The 19,671-nt window shown below is 62.9% G+C and carries 11 protein-coding genes; 6 read left to right on the top strand and 5 right to left on the bottom strand.

The genetic code is table 11. From position 1 onward, the window contains the following. Positions 1 to 4: 4 nt before the first annotated feature. From CTB96_RS09905 to CTB96_RS09890, 4 genes are all read left to right on the top strand, one after another. Complete coding sequence (locus CTB96_RS09905; RefSeq protein WP_110126762.1) at positions 5 to 4,681, top strand: hypothetical protein; 4,677 nt, start codon at positions 5 to 7, stop codon at positions 4,679 to 4,681. Beyond that, entirely contained in the window at positions 4,678 to 6,423 is a 1,746-nt protein-coding gene (locus CTB96_RS09900) for a hypothetical protein (RefSeq protein WP_110126761.1), read from the top strand. The genes CTB96_RS09905 and CTB96_RS09900 overlap by 4 nt, the downstream gene beginning before the upstream one ends. Before the next feature lie 85 nt (positions 6,424 to 6,508). Further along, on the top strand, positions 6,509 to 8,293 hold the full coding sequence (locus tag CTB96_RS20335) for a caspase family protein (protein WP_146215787.1): 1,785 nt from the start codon (positions 6,509 to 6,511) through the stop codon (positions 8,291 to 8,293). Continuing rightward, the gene (locus CTB96_RS09890) at positions 8,290 to 9,180 is read left to right on the top strand and encodes an alpha/beta hydrolase family protein (protein WP_110126759.1); all 891 of its coding nucleotides are present in this window, start codon (positions 8,290 to 8,292) and stop codon (positions 9,178 to 9,180) included. Before CTB96_RS20335 ends, CTB96_RS09890 begins: the two co-directional genes overlap by 4 nt. Positions 9,181 to 9,299: 119 nt before the next feature. Here the strand turns inward: CTB96_RS09890 and CTB96_RS09885 are convergent, their stop codons facing one another. Continuing rightward, positions 9,300 to 9,665 (bottom strand): hypothetical protein, encoded by a 366-nt coding sequence (locus CTB96_RS09885; protein ID WP_110126758.1) that lies wholly within the window; start codon positions 9,663 to 9,665, stop codon positions 9,300 to 9,302. A 577-nt stretch (positions 9,666 to 10,242) separates the two neighbouring features. Here CTB96_RS09885 and CTB96_RS09880 point away from each other — a divergent pair. Continuing rightward, positions 10,243 to 10,602, top strand: coding sequence for a hypothetical protein (locus CTB96_RS09880; protein WP_110126757.1), 360 nt, complete (start codon positions 10,243 to 10,245; stop codon positions 10,600 to 10,602). A gap of 18 nt (positions 10,603 to 10,620) precedes the next feature. Then, entirely contained in the window at positions 10,621 to 11,328 is a 708-nt protein-coding gene (locus tag CTB96_RS09875) for a TY-Chap2 family putative peptide chaperone (protein ID WP_427846502.1), read from the top strand. Positions 11,329 to 11,429: 101 nt separating this feature from the next. On the opposite strand, the gene CTB96_RS09870 is transcribed toward CTB96_RS09875, so the two are convergent. The 4 genes from CTB96_RS09870 to CTB96_RS09855 all read right to left on the bottom strand — a co-directional run bounded on the left by CTB96_RS09870 (position 11,430) and on the right by CTB96_RS09855 (position 19,553). Further along, a complete protein-coding gene (locus CTB96_RS09870; RefSeq protein ID WP_146215786.1) occupies positions 11,430 to 12,932 on the bottom strand; it encodes an FRG domain-containing protein in 1,503 nt (500 codons plus the stop codon). 101 nt (positions 12,933 to 13,033) lie between these two features. Further along, complete coding sequence (locus tag CTB96_RS09865) at positions 13,034 to 13,621, bottom strand: hypothetical protein (RefSeq protein ID WP_248283321.1); 588 nt, start codon at positions 13,619 to 13,621, stop codon at positions 13,034 to 13,036. A 215-nt stretch (positions 13,622 to 13,836) separates the two neighbouring features. Continuing rightward, complete coding sequence (gene mobF / locus CTB96_RS09860; protein ID WP_110128409.1) at positions 13,837 to 17,322, bottom strand: MobF family relaxase; 3,486 nt, start codon at positions 17,320 to 17,322, stop codon at positions 13,837 to 13,839. A 389-nt stretch (positions 17,323 to 17,711) separates the two neighbouring features. After that, positions 17,712 to 19,553, bottom strand: coding sequence for a hypothetical protein (locus CTB96_RS09855; RefSeq protein ID WP_146215785.1), 1,842 nt, complete (start codon positions 19,551 to 19,553; stop codon positions 17,712 to 17,714). Between the last annotated feature and the right edge of the window lie 118 nt (positions 19,554 to 19,671).

Here is a 19,671-nt window from a genome sequence, read left to right as displayed (position 1 = left end):
ATCGATGCCTCCCGTCGACTTCTCCGCCTTCAGCCAGGCCCGTGAGCAGGTCGCCGGCGCCGACCAGCAGGTGCGCTCGGCGACCGCGACGCTAAGCGACCTGGTGGCCCGGCGCACCCAGGCGCTGCGCACCGGGGCGCCGCAGTCGCAACTGGACATCATCAAGACCGAGTTGGCCAGCGCCCGCCAGGCCCTGGACCGCCTAATCATCGACCGGCGCGACGCGGGGCTCACCCTCGGCGGTATTCTCGAGGCCACCCTGTTCGATCCCGAAGATCCCATCAGGTCGCTGCCACCCCACACGCCGGTCGCGCTGTTCCCGATCCGGATCGAGACGCGCTTTCTCAGCGATACCCAGATGCAGATCCGGGTCTACCCTGACCAGATCCACATCCACCAGCACAACCCCGACGTCACCGCGGCCGAGGCCGCGCTGGCTATCTCGTATTGGAACGCGGTGTGGGCCAATTCAGAGCTGGCCACCGATTTCTGGAGCGCGATCTCCGCCGAGATCGGGCCCGAGCGGGCGCGCTACGTGGTCGACCGCTTCACCCCCGAGGGCCTGGACAATCATGACCCGGCGACACCACCCGAGTTCCCCGACGTCGAGGTTCCCGTCACCCCCGTCCCGCGGCCGCCGACGGCCGGACTCCTGCCCACCCGCTGGCATGTGAAGATGACAGCGTCCAACGGCGAAGAACTGCACCGTGAGTGGTTTGCCACTGCCGTCGCCGATGAACTCCGCATCTCTCCCCTCGGAGAGGTGACCGACATTGAGACTCCCGGCGTCGACGGGGCTCCGGAACCGGCCGGGGTTGCAGTTGACGAATCTGTGCAGTGGCTCGTCGATTTCACCCAGGCAGAAAAGGTAGGGATGGCCCACACCCTCACCCTTCCGGCCGGCAAATCTTTCCAGGGCGGCGTCCAGACGCTGGTTGTTGTGGGTGTCGACACCACCCGCAGTGCGACCGAATCTGCACAGCTGATTGCATCCCACCTCGCCGACCATGCCCACTCCGACGGTTTCGGCCTACTCGAGAACAACATCCCGACCAACAACAGCGCCGGCGGGGCATCCGATTATGAGGCACGCAACCGCGACCGCTCGCGAACCGTCGCGCCCCTGGCACGGTCAGGGGCACCCGGTATCGACCTGGTGCGAGTACTCACGGCGTTCGGAACACCGGCGCGCGCGGAAGAATTCCGGGGCGTTCCCGGCAGCAGCGCCGACTACGAAACCACCGTCGGGGCGATGCACACCGCCCTCTGGGGAGCATCCTTCGGGTTCTACTTCGGGCACATGCTCTCGCCGCTGGCCAGCGAGAGCACCGCGGGCAATATCCGCGCCCTGGTGCAGCAGCAGGTGCGCCCGGCCGGCCCCTACGCAGCGATCCGGGTAGGTCGCCAACCCTACGGCATCCTCCCCGTGCTCCCCTCGCGAGGGTCCGTAAACAGGCCCGGCTCCCTCGACGGTGGGTTCGACGCGGCACTGCCAGAAATCCTCCAGCGCCTGCGCACGTTCGTCGAATTCTCCCCCATCCACAACACAGACGGCGAGGTCTCCTCCATCAGCACCCTTGACGCCCTTCCCAACCTGACCCACCAGCCGCCAGACACCTCCTCCAGCGATGTGCTCGCCCGCATCCTCAAGCTCGGACCGCTGGCGACCCGGCTCTCGATCCGCCCAAGTGCCAGCTCCGCCGTCTTCGCCAACTCCAATAAGGCGAGCGCCGAGGCGGTCAAAGCGCATCAGGATGCGGTCAACCTGATGCTCGCCCATCTGCTCGGAATCACCCCCACGGTCCTCGCCATCAACGGCCAGCGCCCCGCCCTGTTCGACCTCGTGGTGCTGCGCAAACCCACCTACTCCTTCAACGGGCTCCCCTGGGTTGCCGCCGACCTCGACTCCCCCGACGTCGTTCGGGTCGCGGTTGAGAAAATGAAACTTCGGGTGGCGGATGCTTCACACAATGTCAACGACGCCGCCAAACTCCTCACCGTCGCCCACGGAGACGCGGCCTCGATCTTCGAAGGCCTGCTGTTGCTCTCCGGCGCCTTCGACTACTGGCAGGCGGGCGAGCGGCACACCCACGACCTGCTGCTGAACCCCACGTCAGCCGAATTCCAGCTCAACACCGAGTTCCTCGGGCTGGCCACCACTGTCGCCCCGAGCGCCGCCACCGCCGCCATCGAAACGCCGCGACAGCTGTTCCAGCTCGCAGGCCCCCTCACCGACAACCTGCCGTTACTCGAATTCATCACCAATAACGCCCACTCCGCGGCCCCCGCACGAGCGATGCGCGACGTGCAAGCGTTCAGTGCAGCGCTCGACGCCCTCGCGACGCGCCCGCCCCGGGAGGTCGACCACGCCCTGCGCGGTCTCCTCGACCTCGGCTCTCACCGCCTCGACGCCTTCATCACCGCTGTCGCCACCCGACGGCTGGAGACGATCCGTTCCCAGCAGCCCAACGGCACACTGATCGGAGGGTACGGAATTGTGCACGATCTGTATCCCGAGAGCACCCCCGACAGTGAGGGCTACCTGCACCTTCCCTCTGCCGATCACGCCGCCGCCGCGTCGATCCTCCGCGCCAGTCACATCGCGAACCGCGCCGACGACCCGCGGGCGTTCGCCATCCGGCTGACCTCGGAACGGGTGCGCGGCGCCCTCGGCATCTCCGAGGGGATGACCCAGGGTCAACCGCCGAGCGCACTGCTCGGGTATCGGTTCGAACGCTGGCTTATCGAAGACCGTTTGCGCGCCAAGTACATCACCTGGTTTCGCAAGATCGCACCGCATCCCTTCGACGGCACGGCGGCGACCGTCGCGAGCGACGCCATCCCCGCCCACGATGTTGTCGACGGGGTCGCCCTCGCCGCCCTATACCTCCAGCGCCCCGAGGAGGCCCTCGACCGCATCACCGCCGCGGGTGCGGTGATCGCCCCTAGCGACCGCACAACATTGTTGCGCTACCTTGGCCGCCTCGCTGACCTGTTCGACGCTATGTCGGACCTATGGACCACTGAAGCCGTCTACCAGCTTGTGCGGGGCAACGCGGCGCGGTCCGCCGCAGCCTCCGCCGTCATCGACCGGCAGGAGCGTCCGCCCGAACCGCAATCGATCCTCACCTCAAGGGGCGCCACCGGCTATGCGCAGCGGATGCTGTGGCTGGCGAACGATGACGTCAACCCGGCCTGGCCAACGGACCTAACGGGTCAGATCGGCGTCGGCGCCAACGCCCTGGCTGCCAGTGTGCTCGGGGATCCAGCGCGATTCTCCCTCGCCGTCTACCTCGCCGACGACACCGGAAACCCCCACGAAGGAATCGCGCCACTTGTGGTATCCCTCGCTGACCTCGGCTTCTCGCCACTGCACCTGGTCCTAGCTTCGCAGGCCGACCAGGCCGACGAATCCAGCGCCCTCGAGGCCGCCGTCGCCGACTTCGCCAGTGCCCAACCGGGCTTCGGTGAGGCGCCATTGGTCATCGCTCGGGAATCCTCTGCCGGTGGCATCTCAATCGGCATGGGTAAACTCGTCGCCCTCTTGGACGCCGCCTATCACGCCATCGTCGGCCGCCCCGCCGTGACCCGGCGCGACCTGCTGACACCGTCGGGCCCGAGCGACGACGGCATCGACCTCGCAGCCTTGCAAGCCTTGGCCTCGCAGCTCCACGCAGCGGTCATCGATGCCCGAGCCACCCTTGGCGGGGCGTTCACGGGCGACGCGATCACCGACCGGGCCAAGGCTCTGGCGGGAATGGCCGCCTGCCGGACCCTGCTGATGCGGGTTCCCCCGGCGATGGTACTGGCCTCTCCGAGCGGTGAGAATGTCGGTGACGTTGCCCTGTTGACCGCAAGCCGTAATGCCCTCCGGGCCCTCGACGAGGTTCTCGGCGCCTGGGATAGAACCACCGCGACCGACGCCGACGAGAAGGAACTTGCCCGCATCCGCAGCGTGTTCGGAAAGGATTTCCCTGTCCTGCTCGACACCACCCTCCCACCCGAGCAGGTCGCGGAATGGCAGGCGACGCTTGGTGACCAAGACGCGCTGCGTGGTGGGCAGGGGCGCGCACCCCTCACCCGTTGGCGACGGCAGATGGCGATGGTGCGGGCCCCGATGCGGGCCCTGATGGACGCGCTCGATGCCGCGGCGCTCACCGGTGACCGGTCGGCCGGAGAGAACCTGTCCCTCGCCCAGTTTCCCCACGTTCCCGGTGCTATTTGGGTCGGCCTGCCGGTCGTCGGCACCGACGAGGAGTCAGTGAACAAGCCGACGGTCAGTATGTCCGCGGTCGTACTGGGGGCGTTCGACCCGACACGGCCGGTGCGCGGCATCCTCGTGGATGAGTGGACCGAGGCCATCCCCGAGCGGCAGACCGCGACCTCGGTCAGTTTCCAGTACGACGCCCCGGCATCAAGGCCACCGCAGGCCATCCTGCTCGGGGTCACCCCGGCGGAGACGGAGCGCTGGTCGACCGACCTTCTGGTCGACATCGTCACGGAGGCGTTCGACCTCGCGCGGCTGCGGCTTGTCGCACCCAACCAGATGCCCGGCGCCGGCGCGGTGCTGCCGACAACCTTCCTGCCGCACAACCTGTCGCAGGAGACGGCGAGCTGGGACTTCATCAAACACCTCGACATCAACGTGGATCTCACAGTGCTCGGAAAGTTGGCGAAATGACCACGTTCTACACCGAGTTGCAGAGCGACAGTGCGATCCTGAAAATCCTCCAGCCGGGAATCACCACCTGGCACCGCCTGGAGGCAGACCCCACCGCGCTGGACATGGCCCCGGGGCTCGACGCCCGCCTCGCCGACCCCCTGTGGTTGATCGGGCGACAGTGGCAGCTCGGTGAACTCCGGGGCGAAGACGCCGGAACCCCCATCCACGCCCACTTCTCCGGAACCACCGCGGCCCTCGCTGTTGCAGGCAGCGCACCCCCGACCGAGGATCCCGCCGACGCCTTGTGGGAGCCGCGGGTGGAAGCCGAGGCGAATGCCATCCGGGCCTACGGCACACTCCCGGCCGAGGCAGGCCTCGACTTCGAGCGGTGCCTGGCCGTCGAGGGAGCCGAGGCCCTCGTTCCCTCGGCGCGCCATGCCTTCCCTCTGGGTGGGCTCGACGACGCCATTCCCGCCGACCGGCGCCAGCGTTACCTACTCGAGTTGATGCGTGGCTCGGCGATCGACGGCGCAGCCCTGCTCGACGTATTTTTGGGACAGATGGATGCCGCGGGCTCGGTCTCCGCGTACCCCCCAACCATCACCGTGCCGGCCGAACTCACGGAAAAAGCCCTTCGCGCCGCCACCTCTTTCGTCGCCGAATGGCGCGACATGTTTGTGCCGGCGTCGCAGCCGTCCGCTTGGATCGACCGGCGCCTGGAGTACGCGTTTGACATCGCCTCCGACGACGGATCCACCATCAGCGTCGACGAGTACTCCGACGGACGAGTCGACTGGTGGTCGATGACGGCCGGAAATACCCCCGGGGTGCCAACGGATGCATCCCATAAGATCGAGGGAGATCGACTGCCCCTGCCGATCCGCTACGCCGGGATGCCAGCCGATCGGTATTTCGAGTTCGAAGACGGCACGGTCAACTTTGCCGGAGTCGACGGAGGAGCGGCATCCGTCGCCTCAATGCTGACCCTGGAGTATATGCTGGCCGCCAGCAACGACTGGTACCACCTGCCCCTGAGCCTTGAATACGGGCACAGTTTCACCCTGGATGAACTCACCGTCACCGACACGTTCGGCCGCACGACAACTGTACAGAGGGCTCCGGAGGGCGACAGCGGCTGGTCCATATTCACGATCTCCCGGGCATCTGATCCGTCGGCGACTACGCCTGCGTTTGTGCTACCCGCGGTGGTCGCCCAGACGCTGGAGGGTGAACCGATCGAGGAGGTCGCCTTCTTCCGCGACGAGACGGCGAATCTGGTCTGGGCGACCGAGCGGCGCACCCCGGGCCTTGGCAACGCCGCCACCTCCCGCCGCGCCGATGCCACCGTGGTGCACCAGGCAATTACCTCGGAGGGCCTGACCGACGCTGCGTACGTTTATCGGATGCAGTCTCCGGTACCTCTGAACTGGCATCCGATGATCGCCGTGGCGAATCCCGATGCCGAATTGGGAACGGTGCTGTTTCGGCGGGTGGCCCTTCGCCGCACCGTGCTGGATGTCGAAGGGCAGCCGACCGTCGACGACGGCCGCCCACACGGCGCCCTGCTCCAGGGCACCAACGATGTGCTGGAGATCGAGGAGAATGAGGTTCCGCGTTCGGGGATCATCGTCACCCGGTCATTCCAGATGGCGCGCACCACCAACGGCGGAAGGCTCCTGTGGCTGGGGCGGGCGAAACGGGTGGGGCGGGGCGAAGGATCGAGCGGTCTGTACTTCGACGTTCTCGACCCGGCCGAGTAGATCTCGTGTCAACCCGCAACCCTGCACGCCCAAGATTCAAACTCAGCACTCCGACTGAGCTTTCGACGATGAAAGGGAAACGCAAATGAAACGAGCGGCGATTCTCATCGGCGTCAGCAAAAGTGGAACGCTACCAGAACTCCGGGCAACCTTGCCAAGTGTTCGAGCCATGGAAGCATGGGCGCTCGATCAACGTATCGACCGCAAAATGGTCCAAGTGTTCACTGACGAGAATGGCCCACTCGACCCTGCTCCGATCAAGACTGCCATCGCCGCCTTGGTTGACTCTGGTGAAGTGGGGCAGCTGATCATCTATTTCTCCGGCCACGGTATCAACAATCGATACAATGAGTTTTGGCTCCTTTCCGGTGCACCCGAGGACCCCCAGGCTGCGGTAAATGTCTCAGGCAGTATGGAACTGGCTCGGTTCTCGGGAATACCACATGTTGTCTTTTTCTCGGACGCCTGCCGCACCGCCGCCGTCGGAATTCAGGCCCAGTACGTCTCCGGCAGCGAAGTCTTTCCAAGCAGGCTCCCTGGAGGAACTGAGCTTGCAGTTGACGTCTTTTGGGGCACAACGCTTGGGAATCCTGCATACGAGACAAAAGACGCCAACGACGCTGCTACGGCGTATAAGGCTCACTTCACTGAGGCGCTCGTCTACGCACTTTCAGGACGTCGAACGGACATTGTCGCTCCTGACGAGCACGGAGGCTTACCCCCATCCGGGCTAGTCCATCCCCGACCGCTTAAAACGTTCCTCAGGGGCGATGTCACGAAAAGACTTCTCGCGGCTGGGATCCCGATGAGCGTCTTTCAAGTCCCAGACGCCCGGATAAGTTCCGAACCGGAAGCGTGGGTATCTCGCGTACCCTTGCCTGCAGCCGGTGAGCAGTCGACGGATCGCGTTCCGGAATCGCCGCCCGCGCCAACTACCCCAACGGACGTTTCGACAATTCTCTTGGACAAAGCACTCAACCCCGATAGGCGCTATATTCGGGACCCTCTGGCGGAGGTTCGGAATGCACCAATCGCACAGGAGTTGTTTGACCGAATCCGGGAAACTGGCAACCCGTTCGGGCCGGATCGGTATGAGACACAGTGCGGGTTCAAGATCCGAGGCGCAAAGTGCGTTGACGCATATTCGAGCAGGTTTGCACCCGAGATCCTGAACGAAGCTACAGATTTCGACGCACAAGGAGTCAATTTCGAGCCAGGACAATTGGTGCGTATGCACACGGCCCAGTGGCCGCCTCCGCCGGGAGACAACGCACTGCTGACTTTTGAGGGAGGACATAGCGTCCTTCTTCCTGTCATTCCGGAATATCTCGCGACAGTAACTGTCGCAGATGAGGGAGTTACAGATGTCTTCTATGAGCCTTCTGCGAACAGCAACCGCTGGGTGACGTACGAAAGCCTGAAAGACGAACTGCGAGAAATCCGTAGTGTGGTTGCAGCTTCGGCGTACTTTGGGGCTTTCCAGCCAGGGGACGAAAACATTGAGGCGTTCGCTCGCCAAATGCAAGTCGCCAAAGGGCTGGACCCCACATTGGCCATCTACGCTGCGTATGCCTATCACGAAGTCAACGATCGTCAACGTATTCTGCAGATGGCGGACGTCCTACTGGCGGATATCGGGCTCGTCTTCTTTGATGTTGCAATGCTTGCGCGAAGTCTGGACGGACCCACCGTCGTTCCGTTCTTCCCGCTCCTTTCTCAAGGGTGGGCGCTCTTGGGAGCCTTCGATGCCATGCTCCCTCCCGCGCTTGAGGGGTTGGAGGGACATCTACGTCAATCGCTGTGGACCACATTCGATGACGGAGGAGCGTCCCAGGTGCGCTCATACATGCAGAGAGAGGCAAGAAAATGACCGCGGAACTCGTCCTAATTCACGGCCGGTCCCAACACGACCGCAACCCAGCAGAGCTCGAACAACAGTGGATCAGCTCGCTGAAGAAAGGTCTCGCTGCATCGTCGCTCGAACTCTGTCTACCGGACGACAAAATCCACTTTGTCTACTACGGAGACACTCTCGCGGACCTGGTCGCGGGAGTCAAGCCTGGAACAATAGCGGACGTCATCATCAAAGGTGAAGGCGACCAGAATGAAGCGGAAAAGCAATTCCAGGCCGCCATTGTGGAAGAGCTTCGGCAACAAATTGGCATTAGTGACGACGAAGTAAAGGAATGCCTTTCCGTCGAGTCCGTAGAAATGGGGGCGCTGAACCGGAGATGGGTTCAAGCGATTCTTGAAGCGATTGACCATCACGTCCCTGGAGCTAGCGGCCTTTCCTTGGCCTTATTCACCCGGGACGTGTACCAGTATCTACGCAACCCAGGGATACGCGACGCAATCGAGAACGGTGTTCGCCGCGCGATCAAGCCAGGTGTCCCGGCGGTCGTCGTTGGGCACTCTCTAGGTTCGGTTGTGGCCTACAACGTGTTGAAACGGGAAGGGAACCACGGAGGCTGGAGCATTCCACTTTTGGTGACCCTTGGCAGCCCGCTCGCGGTCGGAGCAATAAGGCAGGCGCTCACGCCTAACCACTTCCCCGAAAGCGTTTCAAGTTGGTTCAACGCGATGGACGACGACGACGTGGTTTCTCTGTATCCGCTCGATCAGAAGCACTTCCCACTTGATCGGGAAATAGAAAACCATACTGGCGTCGATAATTGGACAAAGGATAAACACGGGATTGAGGGGTACCTCGGCGACCCAATTGTCGCTCGCAAGATTCACGAGGTGTGCTGTACCTAGATCCACGCCCTGATAGCCGGTCATCGCGTGTTAGCGGGCGGTCGGAGCCTTGCGGGTGCCGATGTCGCCGAAGGTGCCGAGTATCAAGCGCAACCGGGACAGCTCAGTTCACCGCCGATCTACTGGTTCAAGCTCGCTTCGTATTCGGCGACCGCTGCGTCAAGCTCCCACCCCTCCACGAACGAGTCGTCCGGGATGAGGTATGGGCGATCGTTGTTCACGCCGTCCGAGCACTGGTAATCGTCGTGCCAGTCGTCGTTCATCGTGGGGTCCCAGTAACACTGCCACCCGCTCGTGGCGAAGTCGTCGGCACGTTGCTGGCCGGCGTAGTAGTCGCCCTCGGCCTCCAGATATTCTTCGGACTGCTCGTAGTCGGCGCGGCTGTCGAGGTGATCCTGGTAGCCGGGCTGAACGTCGGCGTACGAGGTGCAGCCCGCAAGGGCGAAAGCGAGCGTAGCGAAGAGGATTGCCGAGCGGAGTTTCATGGAAGGCGGGGCTCCAGGAGTAGACGAACGGACTAAAGCGCCCGGACTAGTAAGCACGAAATGAGGGTTTATCGTGGGCGTAGGGGCTTTGCCCATGTCCGGTCCAGGCCCAATACGAGGTGTCAGCGCCGGTCAGGGGCGTCTGTCAATGTCGAGAGTGCAACTGACCGATATGGGCGGTTATGCCAGCCAAACTTCATTTAGCCCTCCATCTTCTTTGCCTTGGAGACGAAGTGTCCTAGGGGACGGTGGCAGCACCGTGCCGGGGTCCCGTTCGAAGGCTCCAAGGGCGCATCCGAGCTGTCTTTGCAGCATCTCAGAGGAAGGTCAGAGCATTCGCTCAGTACGACCCAGACCTAGCGTTCGACTCGCAAGCTGACGCGGTTTGGCACGCGGCGGCGGAAAGCCTGCAGCACTTCCCAGCCCTGCCCGAGAACGCCTGGCTCGCGCCCCCTCCACACGACGAGTTCGCGGTGTGGGGCGTGCACCAGGAATGACATTGGCGGAAAACTCAACTCGTACTGGTTCTCAATTGGCCGATAGGCTGCACCTGCATCGACAGACCCGGAGGCCGCCTATGCCCATCGTGGCAATTCACTCAGTGCGCACGGCCAAAGGTCTCCCTCTAGAACCAGTCGGCGTGTGGGCGATTGACGGCGACCATTTCACTCCGCATTACCCGTCGGCCAATGAACACTTCATTGGTCGAGCTAAGAAGGCGCTGTTTTTCCGCCCAGGAGGAGTTCGGCTCGAGGACTGGGCCTTCCACAAGGCGCAGAGCTCCCCGAACTGGCGAATCCACGAGAAGGACGCCTTCTTATTCGACGAGACGGTCGACCCGCTCGTGGTGTTCTCAAACGCGCAGAAGGACCATTCCGCGACGGTAACGACGATGAAAGAGTGGGCCGTCCATGAGCGGCTACTTGCCGCCGAATAAGACCTAGCCGAGCACGTTATTGCGAGTAGGGGGTCAAACCGTTTCATCGTCAGCCATTCGTGGTGGATAGCGTCGGAACTCGTCCGGCGCCATCCAGAACTCATCGTTTACGAGATGCATCCTGGGGGTGGCTCCTACGACCTGCTGTGCGTTACTCACCCAGAAGTGGTATCCCCCGGCGGGGCTACGTACCCGCGCGTGATGCTCAACCGAGCCGGCACCATACAAGTCCACGACGGCCAGCATCACGAAATCATTGGGACATGGAATGACGCGTTCGCCGCTGCCACCCCGCACACGATCATCAAGGCGATTGAAAAGTTCTTTGCGGTGCCGCCGGAGAAGGCTCCCGAGACCACGCCACGCGCGCTCGTCTACCGGTTCATCGCAACAGCCCTCTCAATATCAGTGAACGCGCTACACCCGTGGGACGCGCGGTGTGAGTTCGTCGACTCCTCCGGAGAGGACGATCCTCGCGCGGGATACCTCAGCAACTTCCCGGCCGCCGTGGAAGCGCTTCGGTCAACGCCCGCGATCGGGATTTGGGGGGAACCACAGAGTCATTTTTGGGCGCTCCTTCTCGGTCAGGATCCCGTGGCGATTATCTCGATCGAAGGCACACTGTACTTGCCTACCGGGAAACCAATCAATCTCATGAAGACGTATCTCGAGCACGAGCGGCGCATCGTCCCGATGACCGTGAGGTTACTCAAAGCATTGTTCTAGGGCTATTTCGTGTTATTCGAAGACAGAAATAACCACACTTGAATCGCGCTTGCGTTGTGTGAGTAGACATCCCTAGCCGTAGATAGCGCGTAGTTCAGCTGTCACTTCGTGAGGTCGTCGAAGTGCTCGTTGAGGTACCGCCCCGACCCTGAAATGTCTGGGTACATCGTGGGGAAGTTGTACCCAAACCGGCTCTCTAGCACGTCACGAATCTCCGCTTTCGCCTTCGCAGTGATTCGGTACGTGAAAGTCGGGGCGAGGTTCGGCCCGTTCGCTTTTGCAGCACGGTTCGGGTGGTAGGTCTTGGCATATATCGAGGACGACGCGAGCAGGTCGGCCTTCGACCAATACTCCCCCGCGGCCCCGCGGCGGAACGACCGAGCGGTCTTCGCGTTAACGATGGGTACCCCGTCGAGCACGAACGCGCCGTTCTGGGCGGCGATGCGCGACTCGTACGCGGATGGCACCCACACACGTCGTTTGGCACCTGTCCCCCAGTCGGCGAGTTGACGCTCCTCCGGCGATACGAAGTAGTGCCAGAACGGTAGGGCGGTTTGCGGGAGGTCGCTAATCTTGACTCTCGTGTTCGCCTCAGAGACACGCTCCTCTTCGCCTTTCTTCGGTATCGGTCGCGTCGCTAGCGCGAGCAGGCGCGCGTCCTCCTCGTCCTGGCCGGGGTCAGCCTCACAGGCAAACCACGCCGCGACGTAGGGGTTACGAGTCACGTCGAGCAGCCGGGTTGGGGCCCCGTAGTGCTGCAACCTCGCGAGCAGCTCCAGAGAGTGCATTTCATCGAGACGCCAGTTGTCTCGGGCATATTCGATGAGACGCGCCTCAGCTTGCCGCATCTGCGTCTCAGTCGGGAACGGCTGCTCGCCCTTCGGGTCTTCCGACGGTTGAATGACGCCGTTCTGCTCCTGGAGCTTTCGGTAGAGGCTGCTCTGCAAGCCCCAGTCGGCGTTCTGCTGTCCGCGCCAGACCAGAGGCAGGTCAGGGTTCTTCTTGATGAGCTGCGCTATCGCCTTGTTGAGCGATTCAAAGCTGTCGATGACAACCTCGTCTCGCTCGAAGTAAGACGCGGGCGACCGCATTTCCTCCGAGTACGCGTAGTTATGCTCATCGCTTTCCTCGAAATAATCGCTCGCGCTAAGGGTGCTGGTCGAGAGCGCTGCGAGCTTCGTCCAGTCCATCGAACTGCTCATCGAGGAGAGGAATGACGTGGCACCCAGGCTAAGGCCCAAATCGGGCGTCGCCGGGAAGCTCTTCATCAGGTTACTTACCATCCCGGCATTCAAGCCCAGCCCTGCCATTGATGAGAGCTTCTCAAACCCCGGCCCGAAGGCCGCCTTCTGCGATTCGCGGATTGAGGCCGAAAACTCCGATAAGAATCCGGTCAATGGCCCGAGGGACTTTCCCGGCGCACCTGACGCAGCCATATTGTCGAGCACCGGCCCGAGCGCCCCCCTATGAGCGGCCAGGATCTCCGCCACCGCCTTGTCTGTTGCGGAGTAGCTATGGATCGGCGGTTGGGTTGCTTCCTTGATAGGAATATCCGGCACGTCAGTGATTCCATCGGACTTGTCATTAGCTTCGTCGTCTGCCAACGGTTCTCCCCAGCTCACTCCGAATCGAGCTATCTCAACCCGGCTGAGCACACCCTACCGAAACCTGGCTGGCCGGCCCTGATGCGAGTCGCTGTTCTCGGTCACCATTCCGGTATGCCAGAGTGCCACGGGTGCTCGGGCGGGAGGCCGACGCGCGGTTCTTGGGCAAAACCTCGGTACTCCGGCGGGAGAAGCACCGGTGCCTCGCGTGCGCTTCCGTCGAGGAGGTCCCACCGGTTCTCGTAGCGGCTCCAAACAGGAGCTAACACCCGCGCTCTTTCCACTGGGGCGTTCCGTTTCCCGGGCTCCGCGGACGGGTCGGTGAGCCAATTCATGTGCGAGATCCACGCGGCCGCTGCGACATGGTCGCGCGGCACGACGAACGCGCGCGGTGACGTCGCCAGATCGTCAGGGAGCATGACGAGTACGAACCATTCGCGGTCTGAGATCGACGGCAGCTGAGCGTTGGGACCCAAAGGCCAACTGACCTTCTCTCCGACACCACGCGCAGCCTTCACCTGGACCTCGATCATCCGCCGATCGCCTGTCGTTTGTACGGCGAGTATGTCCGTCCGCTCGAGACCATCGCGCGTGAGCGCGACGCCCCAACCAAGAAGGGAGAGCGCAGCACATGTCCAATGCTCACCGGCCGACTTACTCATTTTGGTATCTACCATGCTGGTCAGCATGGCAGGGATCGGCGAGCGGATCCGACATGGCCCGCCAGACCCAGGTCCATGCGATACCCGGACGCGAAACCGGGCCGAGTAGATGGAGTGACGCCACAGCGTCTCCGTCCAGGCATACGCGCTCACGGCGCCTTCACGCCCCGTGGTTCTAGGGTTGCGAATTCCACCGCCACACGGACATTAGGGCTTCTAGCGCCTGTTGCAGTCACTGGTCGTCACATCCGGACGCGCACAGGTGAAAGACCCTTAGCGAATTCCGGGCGCGGTGTCGCAAAGGCATACTGTTCCATCGCGATCCGTTTGGCGGCTTCTATTGCGGCACGAGCACAATCACTATCGCGTCGATGGGTCTCTGTCTGTGGGGCGGCGCCAAGTGCTTTTGTGCCGGCTATTGCGTAGCGGTTTCGGTATGCCGCCACCGTGCGCGCCTGCTCTCTCCACCTGGTTCTCTCCTGTTGCCGTGGGACCGGACCAAGTACCCCAGTCCACCTGGCGCATTTGAGCAATGCTTCGTCGAGTAGCTCGTTCGCCCGCGATTCGATCAGGTCGCTGCGCTCATCGAGAGCCTGGCGCATTTCCACGGTCATCGGTCCGATTGCCTTCGGGATAAGTCCCGCAATAAGTCGCGGCGCCCTGCGCGCTCTGCCTGCGCGGGCGCCACGCGCGACCGACTCCGTTATCCGGGAACAGAGAACGGCCGCCACATCCGCGGCGTCCTCCAACCCGCGTGCTGCAACGCCGCGAGAGAGCAGGCTCTTGACGTCGAGGTGGTGGGCTTCGGCTCGCCGCAGTTCCGCGCTGAGCACTCCGAATGCAGGTGATGTGATGGCCTCCTCGGCCTCATCGGGTGGGAGTCCGCTACCCCGCACTAAGGCCGCCCACCTGTCGTGCTGCGCGGCCGACGCGATCGTCTCATACTCCGCCGCAAGCTGTGCAAGTGAACCCCACGTATCCTGCTGCGCCGCGATCGTCTCGTGCGCGGACTGTGCGGCGCCGACGTGCTGCAGCACGCCGCAAAGGACGTTGCGAGCTGTCCCATCCGTGTCGTCGCCAGGTCGCGGCCCGACGTGGGCAGCATCGGGTCGGTCGACGGCGACGAAGGCCGTGTTTGCTTCGCGGCCCCTCGTCATTGCCACGTAGAGGTTCTCCCGCGTCATGCTAGCGGTCACGAGGACGTGAGCGGTGTCGGTCGTGATGCCTTGCGCGCGGTGCGAGGTGACGGCGTAGCCGAGTTCGAGGTGGTGCTTGACGTAGTCCGCGGGAAGCCGCACTGCGCTCCCCCACCGGTGGCCGTACCGGCGGACGTCGACCGAGCCGTTCTCGCACACCCTGCTCACGGTCCACCGGTCTCCATTGCGCACCCAGGTTCGGGAGGTGCGCAGTTGCCGGTCGTTTCGGCGGGTGATCACTGTGTCACCGGCAGCGGCACGGTTTCCGTCGTGGAGGGAGACTTCGCGACCCACGTCGATGCGACCTTCAAGGATGAGTTCTGTGCGGGCACGTGCATTCATCGCGGTGACCGCCTCGTTCGAGTCGCTGATCAGGACGGTCGCCCTGCCTGCTCGGGTGTCCGCGCGCCAAGCCGTGTAGGCGGCATCCGTCATCGACTCGGTGTCACCGCCGCTCACTCTGTCGTGTGCGATATAACGGTCGATCGAGTCGGGGTCGCCCTGGCGCAGTCCGAGGGAGGCGGTCTTCTCCCACTCGTGGGTGAAGCGGTGCACGTGGACGAGCTGAGGGGCATCCGCCCGGCTGTGGACCAGCATTGAGAATGCGCCTCCGGCATCCACCGAGTGGAGCTGGGCGTAGTCGCCAACCAGCAGGACCTTGGCACCGGCGCTCGCGGCGACCGCGGTGATCCGATCCAAGGTCAGGGTGCCCGCCAGGGATGCTTCGTCGACGATGACGAGCTGGCTGGCGTGGAAGGTCTCTCCATGGTCGAGATGGTTCTGCCACCACTTCGCCAGGTTCTCAGTGGGGATGCCGAGATCTTCTGTCAATACTTGAGCGGCGGCGGCCGAGGGAGCGAGCCCGACCACCGAGCCCGCATGGTGTGCTGCCTCCCACGCGTGCCGAAGCGTGGTCATCGCGGTCGTCTTGCCGGCTCCGGCCGGACCCACCAGGACATCAACAGCTCGCCCTGAGCCGGCGATCGCGCTGAGCGCGGCGACCTGGTCGTCAGCTAGCACGACGCCATTCGGTCGCTGCCTGAGTGACGTTGCGCGAAGCGTGGCCGGGTCGATTCGGGGGCCGGTGGTGTCCGCGGCGCGCTTCAGGAGCCGAGACTCCGCGTCGAGCAGTTCCGTCGAGGTAAAGACGGTGGCGTGCTTCGGCCGGAAGACGGATGTGCCGTCCGCTCGCTGGAACGAAGTAGGACTGGGCGCGAGCTCGGGAAGGGTGATCCGCAACGAGGCCCGCTTGGCGGTATCCACAACGAAGCCAATTACGGCTTCGCGATCAGACGCCGAGGCGAATCGCTGCTGTGCCAGCTGGCGTGCTGCCTCGGCGGCGAGATTCCAGTGCCGCCAGGTCGCACGCTTCTCGCTCACCGCCATCATCACTCTCGACCCGATCTCCTCGATCGCCTCCCCCGCCACCTCGTCGGCACGCAACACGGGAGCCCGCGAAGGCGTGGCTGCCACTGACGCCCACTTCGTCGCGTCCTCGCCGAGCACCCGCTCCGCACGTTCGCGCCACGCCGCGGTGAGTTCAGCAAGCGAGCGCACCTCCTTCCCGGGCCTCGTGGAGAGCGTCGCTTGCGCGCGAAGCCTTATGATCGTCACCGGGCCTGGCCGGCGGCCGTACCGGTCCAGGTAGGCGGCGATCAGCGCGTCGGTCCCGATATCAATGTGCCGCGACCGCGACGAGAACTCTGTTACAAGCGCCTCCGGAATTGTACTGATCGACAATGCGGGGTGGCGATCCCTCCCCCGCTCCCGCATTTCCCACCTCACGCCCAGTGATCGTGTCAAGGCGTCCGCAAATAAGGATTCGTGTAGTTCGGAGAGCGCAACGACGGCGGCGTGCATCGGCCGACCGTCGAGTGAGCGCCACTTGCCGTCGACTACGGTTTGTACCTTATTGCTGATCACCACGTGCGTGTGCAGGTGCGGGTCGCCCGCCCGGCTGTCGAAGTGGTCGAATGCAGTGGCGATCAGGCCCGTCACATCGACTTGCGCCACGGCTCCGTCGTACGCGGTGGTTCCTGTCCTTGTCGCCGCGACCTCGCGCTCCATGTACGCGACCACTTCGGCGACAGCTAGGTGATGTGCCTGGGCAATTCGCGCCTGCGTGGCTGCGTCTGCCACGCCCCAGAGGATGCTCGCCGACTTCGGAATCGAGAACGTGAAGTCGTACCCGGCAACCGCACGCCGGCGGGTCACAGTCTCCTGAGCGCTGCCGGGCTGTGCAGGGTCAGCTTGCCTTTGGTACTCGGGATAGGAGCGACCGAGCGGTGCCCCATCGACTGGGTCTCGTCCCAGCCCGATCAGGTTCTGCAGCTGGGGCTCCGTGACCTCGGCGCCCTCAAGGATGCGACCCGAGGCAAGGCCCGGCAGACCACTTCCCAGCCATCGACCTGGCGGGGTGCCCTTCGCGCTGTAGTAGCGGGTCAAGGGCGTGGCGAGCGAACGCTGTCCGTCGCCGGCAGCGACGGTGCGCAGCAAGTACTTGCACCCATCGCCGGCGCTCATCACCCGCATCGACACCGTCACCGCGGCCTCCTTCGTTGTTACCTAGGAGGTGTGCCGCCTCGATCTGCAAGAGGCGTGGCAATTCAAATTCGGATTCTCAGCGGTCCGGGGGTGCCGTTCCCCGAGTAGAGCTGGTGTCGCCGATCCGGCTGCCGACTCGACGAGATAGCGGCGTGGTCAACGGCTGATTGAATCAGGGCATGTCCAGCAGTTCGGAGTGCGTCTACCGGCTAACTTCATCTGGGAATGCGATGTCAAACGATTCCTTGGAAGGTTCAGGGCAGTTGTTCTGATGACTCGGCTCGTTCAGTTTGATGGGAGCCGACACGCCGAGTTCGTGCCGGATAGCCCCGCTGTCACGATGCCAGCGCCTGCGTGCTTGCGCCGGAGATGCAGTTCTACCTCTGGATCCTGACTCGGGTACTCTCCGGAAGGTTTAGTTCTAGTTCCCGCACGTATTCGTTCAGTTGGGCCTTCAGCCTGTGTGCAGCATGGCGGTCTTTGACCCGAGACTGAAGAAGGATCTCGTGGATTAGCTTTATTGCATCGAGATCCCCAGCGTTTCGGGCGAGCACCTCGACCTGGCGAATGTGACGGATCATGGTCACGTCAGAATTAAGGATGAACAGCCCGAGCACGGCAATGGCATACCTGAAGTCACCACTGCCAGCTAGAGGCTGCGACCCTGAATGGCAGCTGGCTCGCAGCTTCAAGAGACTTATGAGGAACTCCGATGGAGTGTGTTCTGCGGAGAGCATATCTGCGTGCGCAATGTACATGTCGAGTGGTATTTCAAGCCACGGGTCGGTAGAAGCGTGGCGTTGAACAGAGATTTGGTGCGGGAGTGTGCCCTCCGCCATGGCCAGGGTCAAGGCAATCTCTGAAACGCCACCAACGCCGTCAAGATCAAATTCCCACGCATTGTCTTTCTCCTCCGACCGACAAACGCCCTCGCCCCTATCGGACAACCAGAGCGCGGCGGTCTTGAACTTCGACATCCCGATGTAAGCCGCGTCGGCATCCGGAGTGGGCACCTCAATCCCAGCGTTGGAGAGTGCATTCGAGAGCGCCCAAGAGGTGGCAGCAAGGGACTCGAAAAAAGTGAAAATAGTGTCGATAACTTCTTCGACGCGCATCGGCTCTCTGGGCTTGTCCAGCTTGAAAAGCACTCTGCCGTCCACTATTGAGAACGCGCCCCCGTGCTGCCCAGCGTGACGCAAGTAAGCATCACTGCCCTGGAACCAAGGCGCGATCTCGGAATTAAGAAGTGTATTAGCGGCACCTGTCGCCCCTTCCATGACCAATTTATGAAAAGGCTTCTGCTTCATCCCTGACAGGAGGGCATACCAGACGAACTGATAGAGCCCCACTCCTTCATATATCTCGGAATGAAGTTTGATGATTCGCCGAATGAGCGTTGTCTCATTCTTCTCGTGCTGCAGGACGGCCTCGAATGCGGTGATCGCTTCTGCGTACGCACGATTCCCTTCTACTAGCGCTTGGATGGCCTCCGGAGCCGCTGCGATCTCGCTCAGCAGCTTGTTCTTATGGCAGAACTGGGCCGCCTCACTGGCCACGCGGCGGAAGCGGTCTATATCGAGGTGGACTTCAGCCACTGCGATGAGCGTGAGGTACTGAGCCCCGAGAGCATCAGCAACGGGGACGCCTACTTCCGCGGACGCCTCGGTCGCGCCCAATGAGGCAACTTCGAGCAGAGATAAGCCTGGGCGGTTGACGCGAAGTGCCTTAAGCGCGCGCTCCGAAAGGCTGCCTGCAGTGTGATCCTCGAAAACTGCTACCGCGTCAGCGCGGGCGTTATGCTTCCGAATAGATTCTCCGGCCCCGTCGAGTAAAGCCTGCGCTCCTTCAGAAAGCTGCACAGACTCTGCCATCGTGCTTGCCGTCAATACCGGTTTGTATGCCTCCCAGAGGAGTGATATTTGGGCGAGCGTTCGGCTGATAGCTCGTGCAAGCGCTAGGTCCGGTCTCAGGATCTGCACGGAGTCATGCCGAAAGCGCAGGCTCTCAATTGCCGCCACCGCATCGGTCACCGCCTTAACGGCGGCAGGGGAACCATCGGTTTCAGCGAAAGTGCTGATGGCGTTTGTGAACGATTTGATAGCGTCTAAGACCTGCGAGGGCTGCGCATGCTGGGCTCCCGAAAATTGGACGCGCCTTATGACCAATTCATCGTCGACTCGAACGACTGACGTCCGTCGCCGGACGACGTTAGCGTTCACCTCATTCTTGGGAGCCTTGGCCCCACAGTCGGGGCAAGCCGCGCCCAGCACTCGAATGCCTTTGCACTGGTCACATCTAAGGGTTTGAAAATGCATCGTGCCGCGTGATCGCACCGAT

The organism is Cryobacterium arcticum, assembly GCF_003185895.1.
Taxonomy (GTDB): domain Bacteria; phylum Actinomycetota; class Actinomycetes; order Actinomycetales; family Microbacteriaceae; genus Cryobacterium; species Cryobacterium arcticum.
The sequence above is the reverse complement of the archived record's forward strand: the minus strand, read 5'-3'. Positions and strand labels throughout refer to the sequence as shown.

What these genes read in the sequence shown, in the direction of transcription:
- CTB96_RS20335 (WP_146215787.1), top strand. Translation starts at nt 6,509, where the DNA reads ATGAAACGAGCGGCGATTCTCATCGGCGTCAGCAAAAGTGGAACGCTA.
- mobF (WP_110128409.1), bottom strand. Translation starts at nt 17,322, where the DNA reads ATGCGGGTGATGAGCGCCGGCGATGGGTGCAAGTACTTGCTGCGCACC.
- CTB96_RS09900 (WP_110126761.1), top strand. Translation starts at nt 4,678, where the DNA reads ATGACCACGTTCTACACCGAGTTGCAGAGCGACAGTGCGATCCTGAAA.
- CTB96_RS09885 (WP_110126758.1), bottom strand. Translation starts at nt 9,665, where the DNA reads ATGAAACTCCGCTCGGCAATCCTCTTCGCTACGCTCGCTTTCGCCCTT.
- CTB96_RS09905 (WP_110126762.1), top strand. Translation starts at nt 5, where the DNA reads ATGCCTCCCGTCGACTTCTCCGCCTTCAGCCAGGCCCGTGAGCAGGTC.
- CTB96_RS09865 (WP_248283321.1), bottom strand. Translation starts at nt 13,621, where the DNA reads ATGCTGACCAGCATGGTAGATACCAAAATGAGTAAGTCGGCCGGTGAG.
- CTB96_RS09890 (WP_110126759.1), top strand. Translation starts at nt 8,290, where the DNA reads ATGACCGCGGAACTCGTCCTAATTCACGGCCGGTCCCAACACGACCGC.
- CTB96_RS09880 (WP_110126757.1), top strand. Translation starts at nt 10,243, where the DNA reads ATGCCCATCGTGGCAATTCACTCAGTGCGCACGGCCAAAGGTCTCCCT.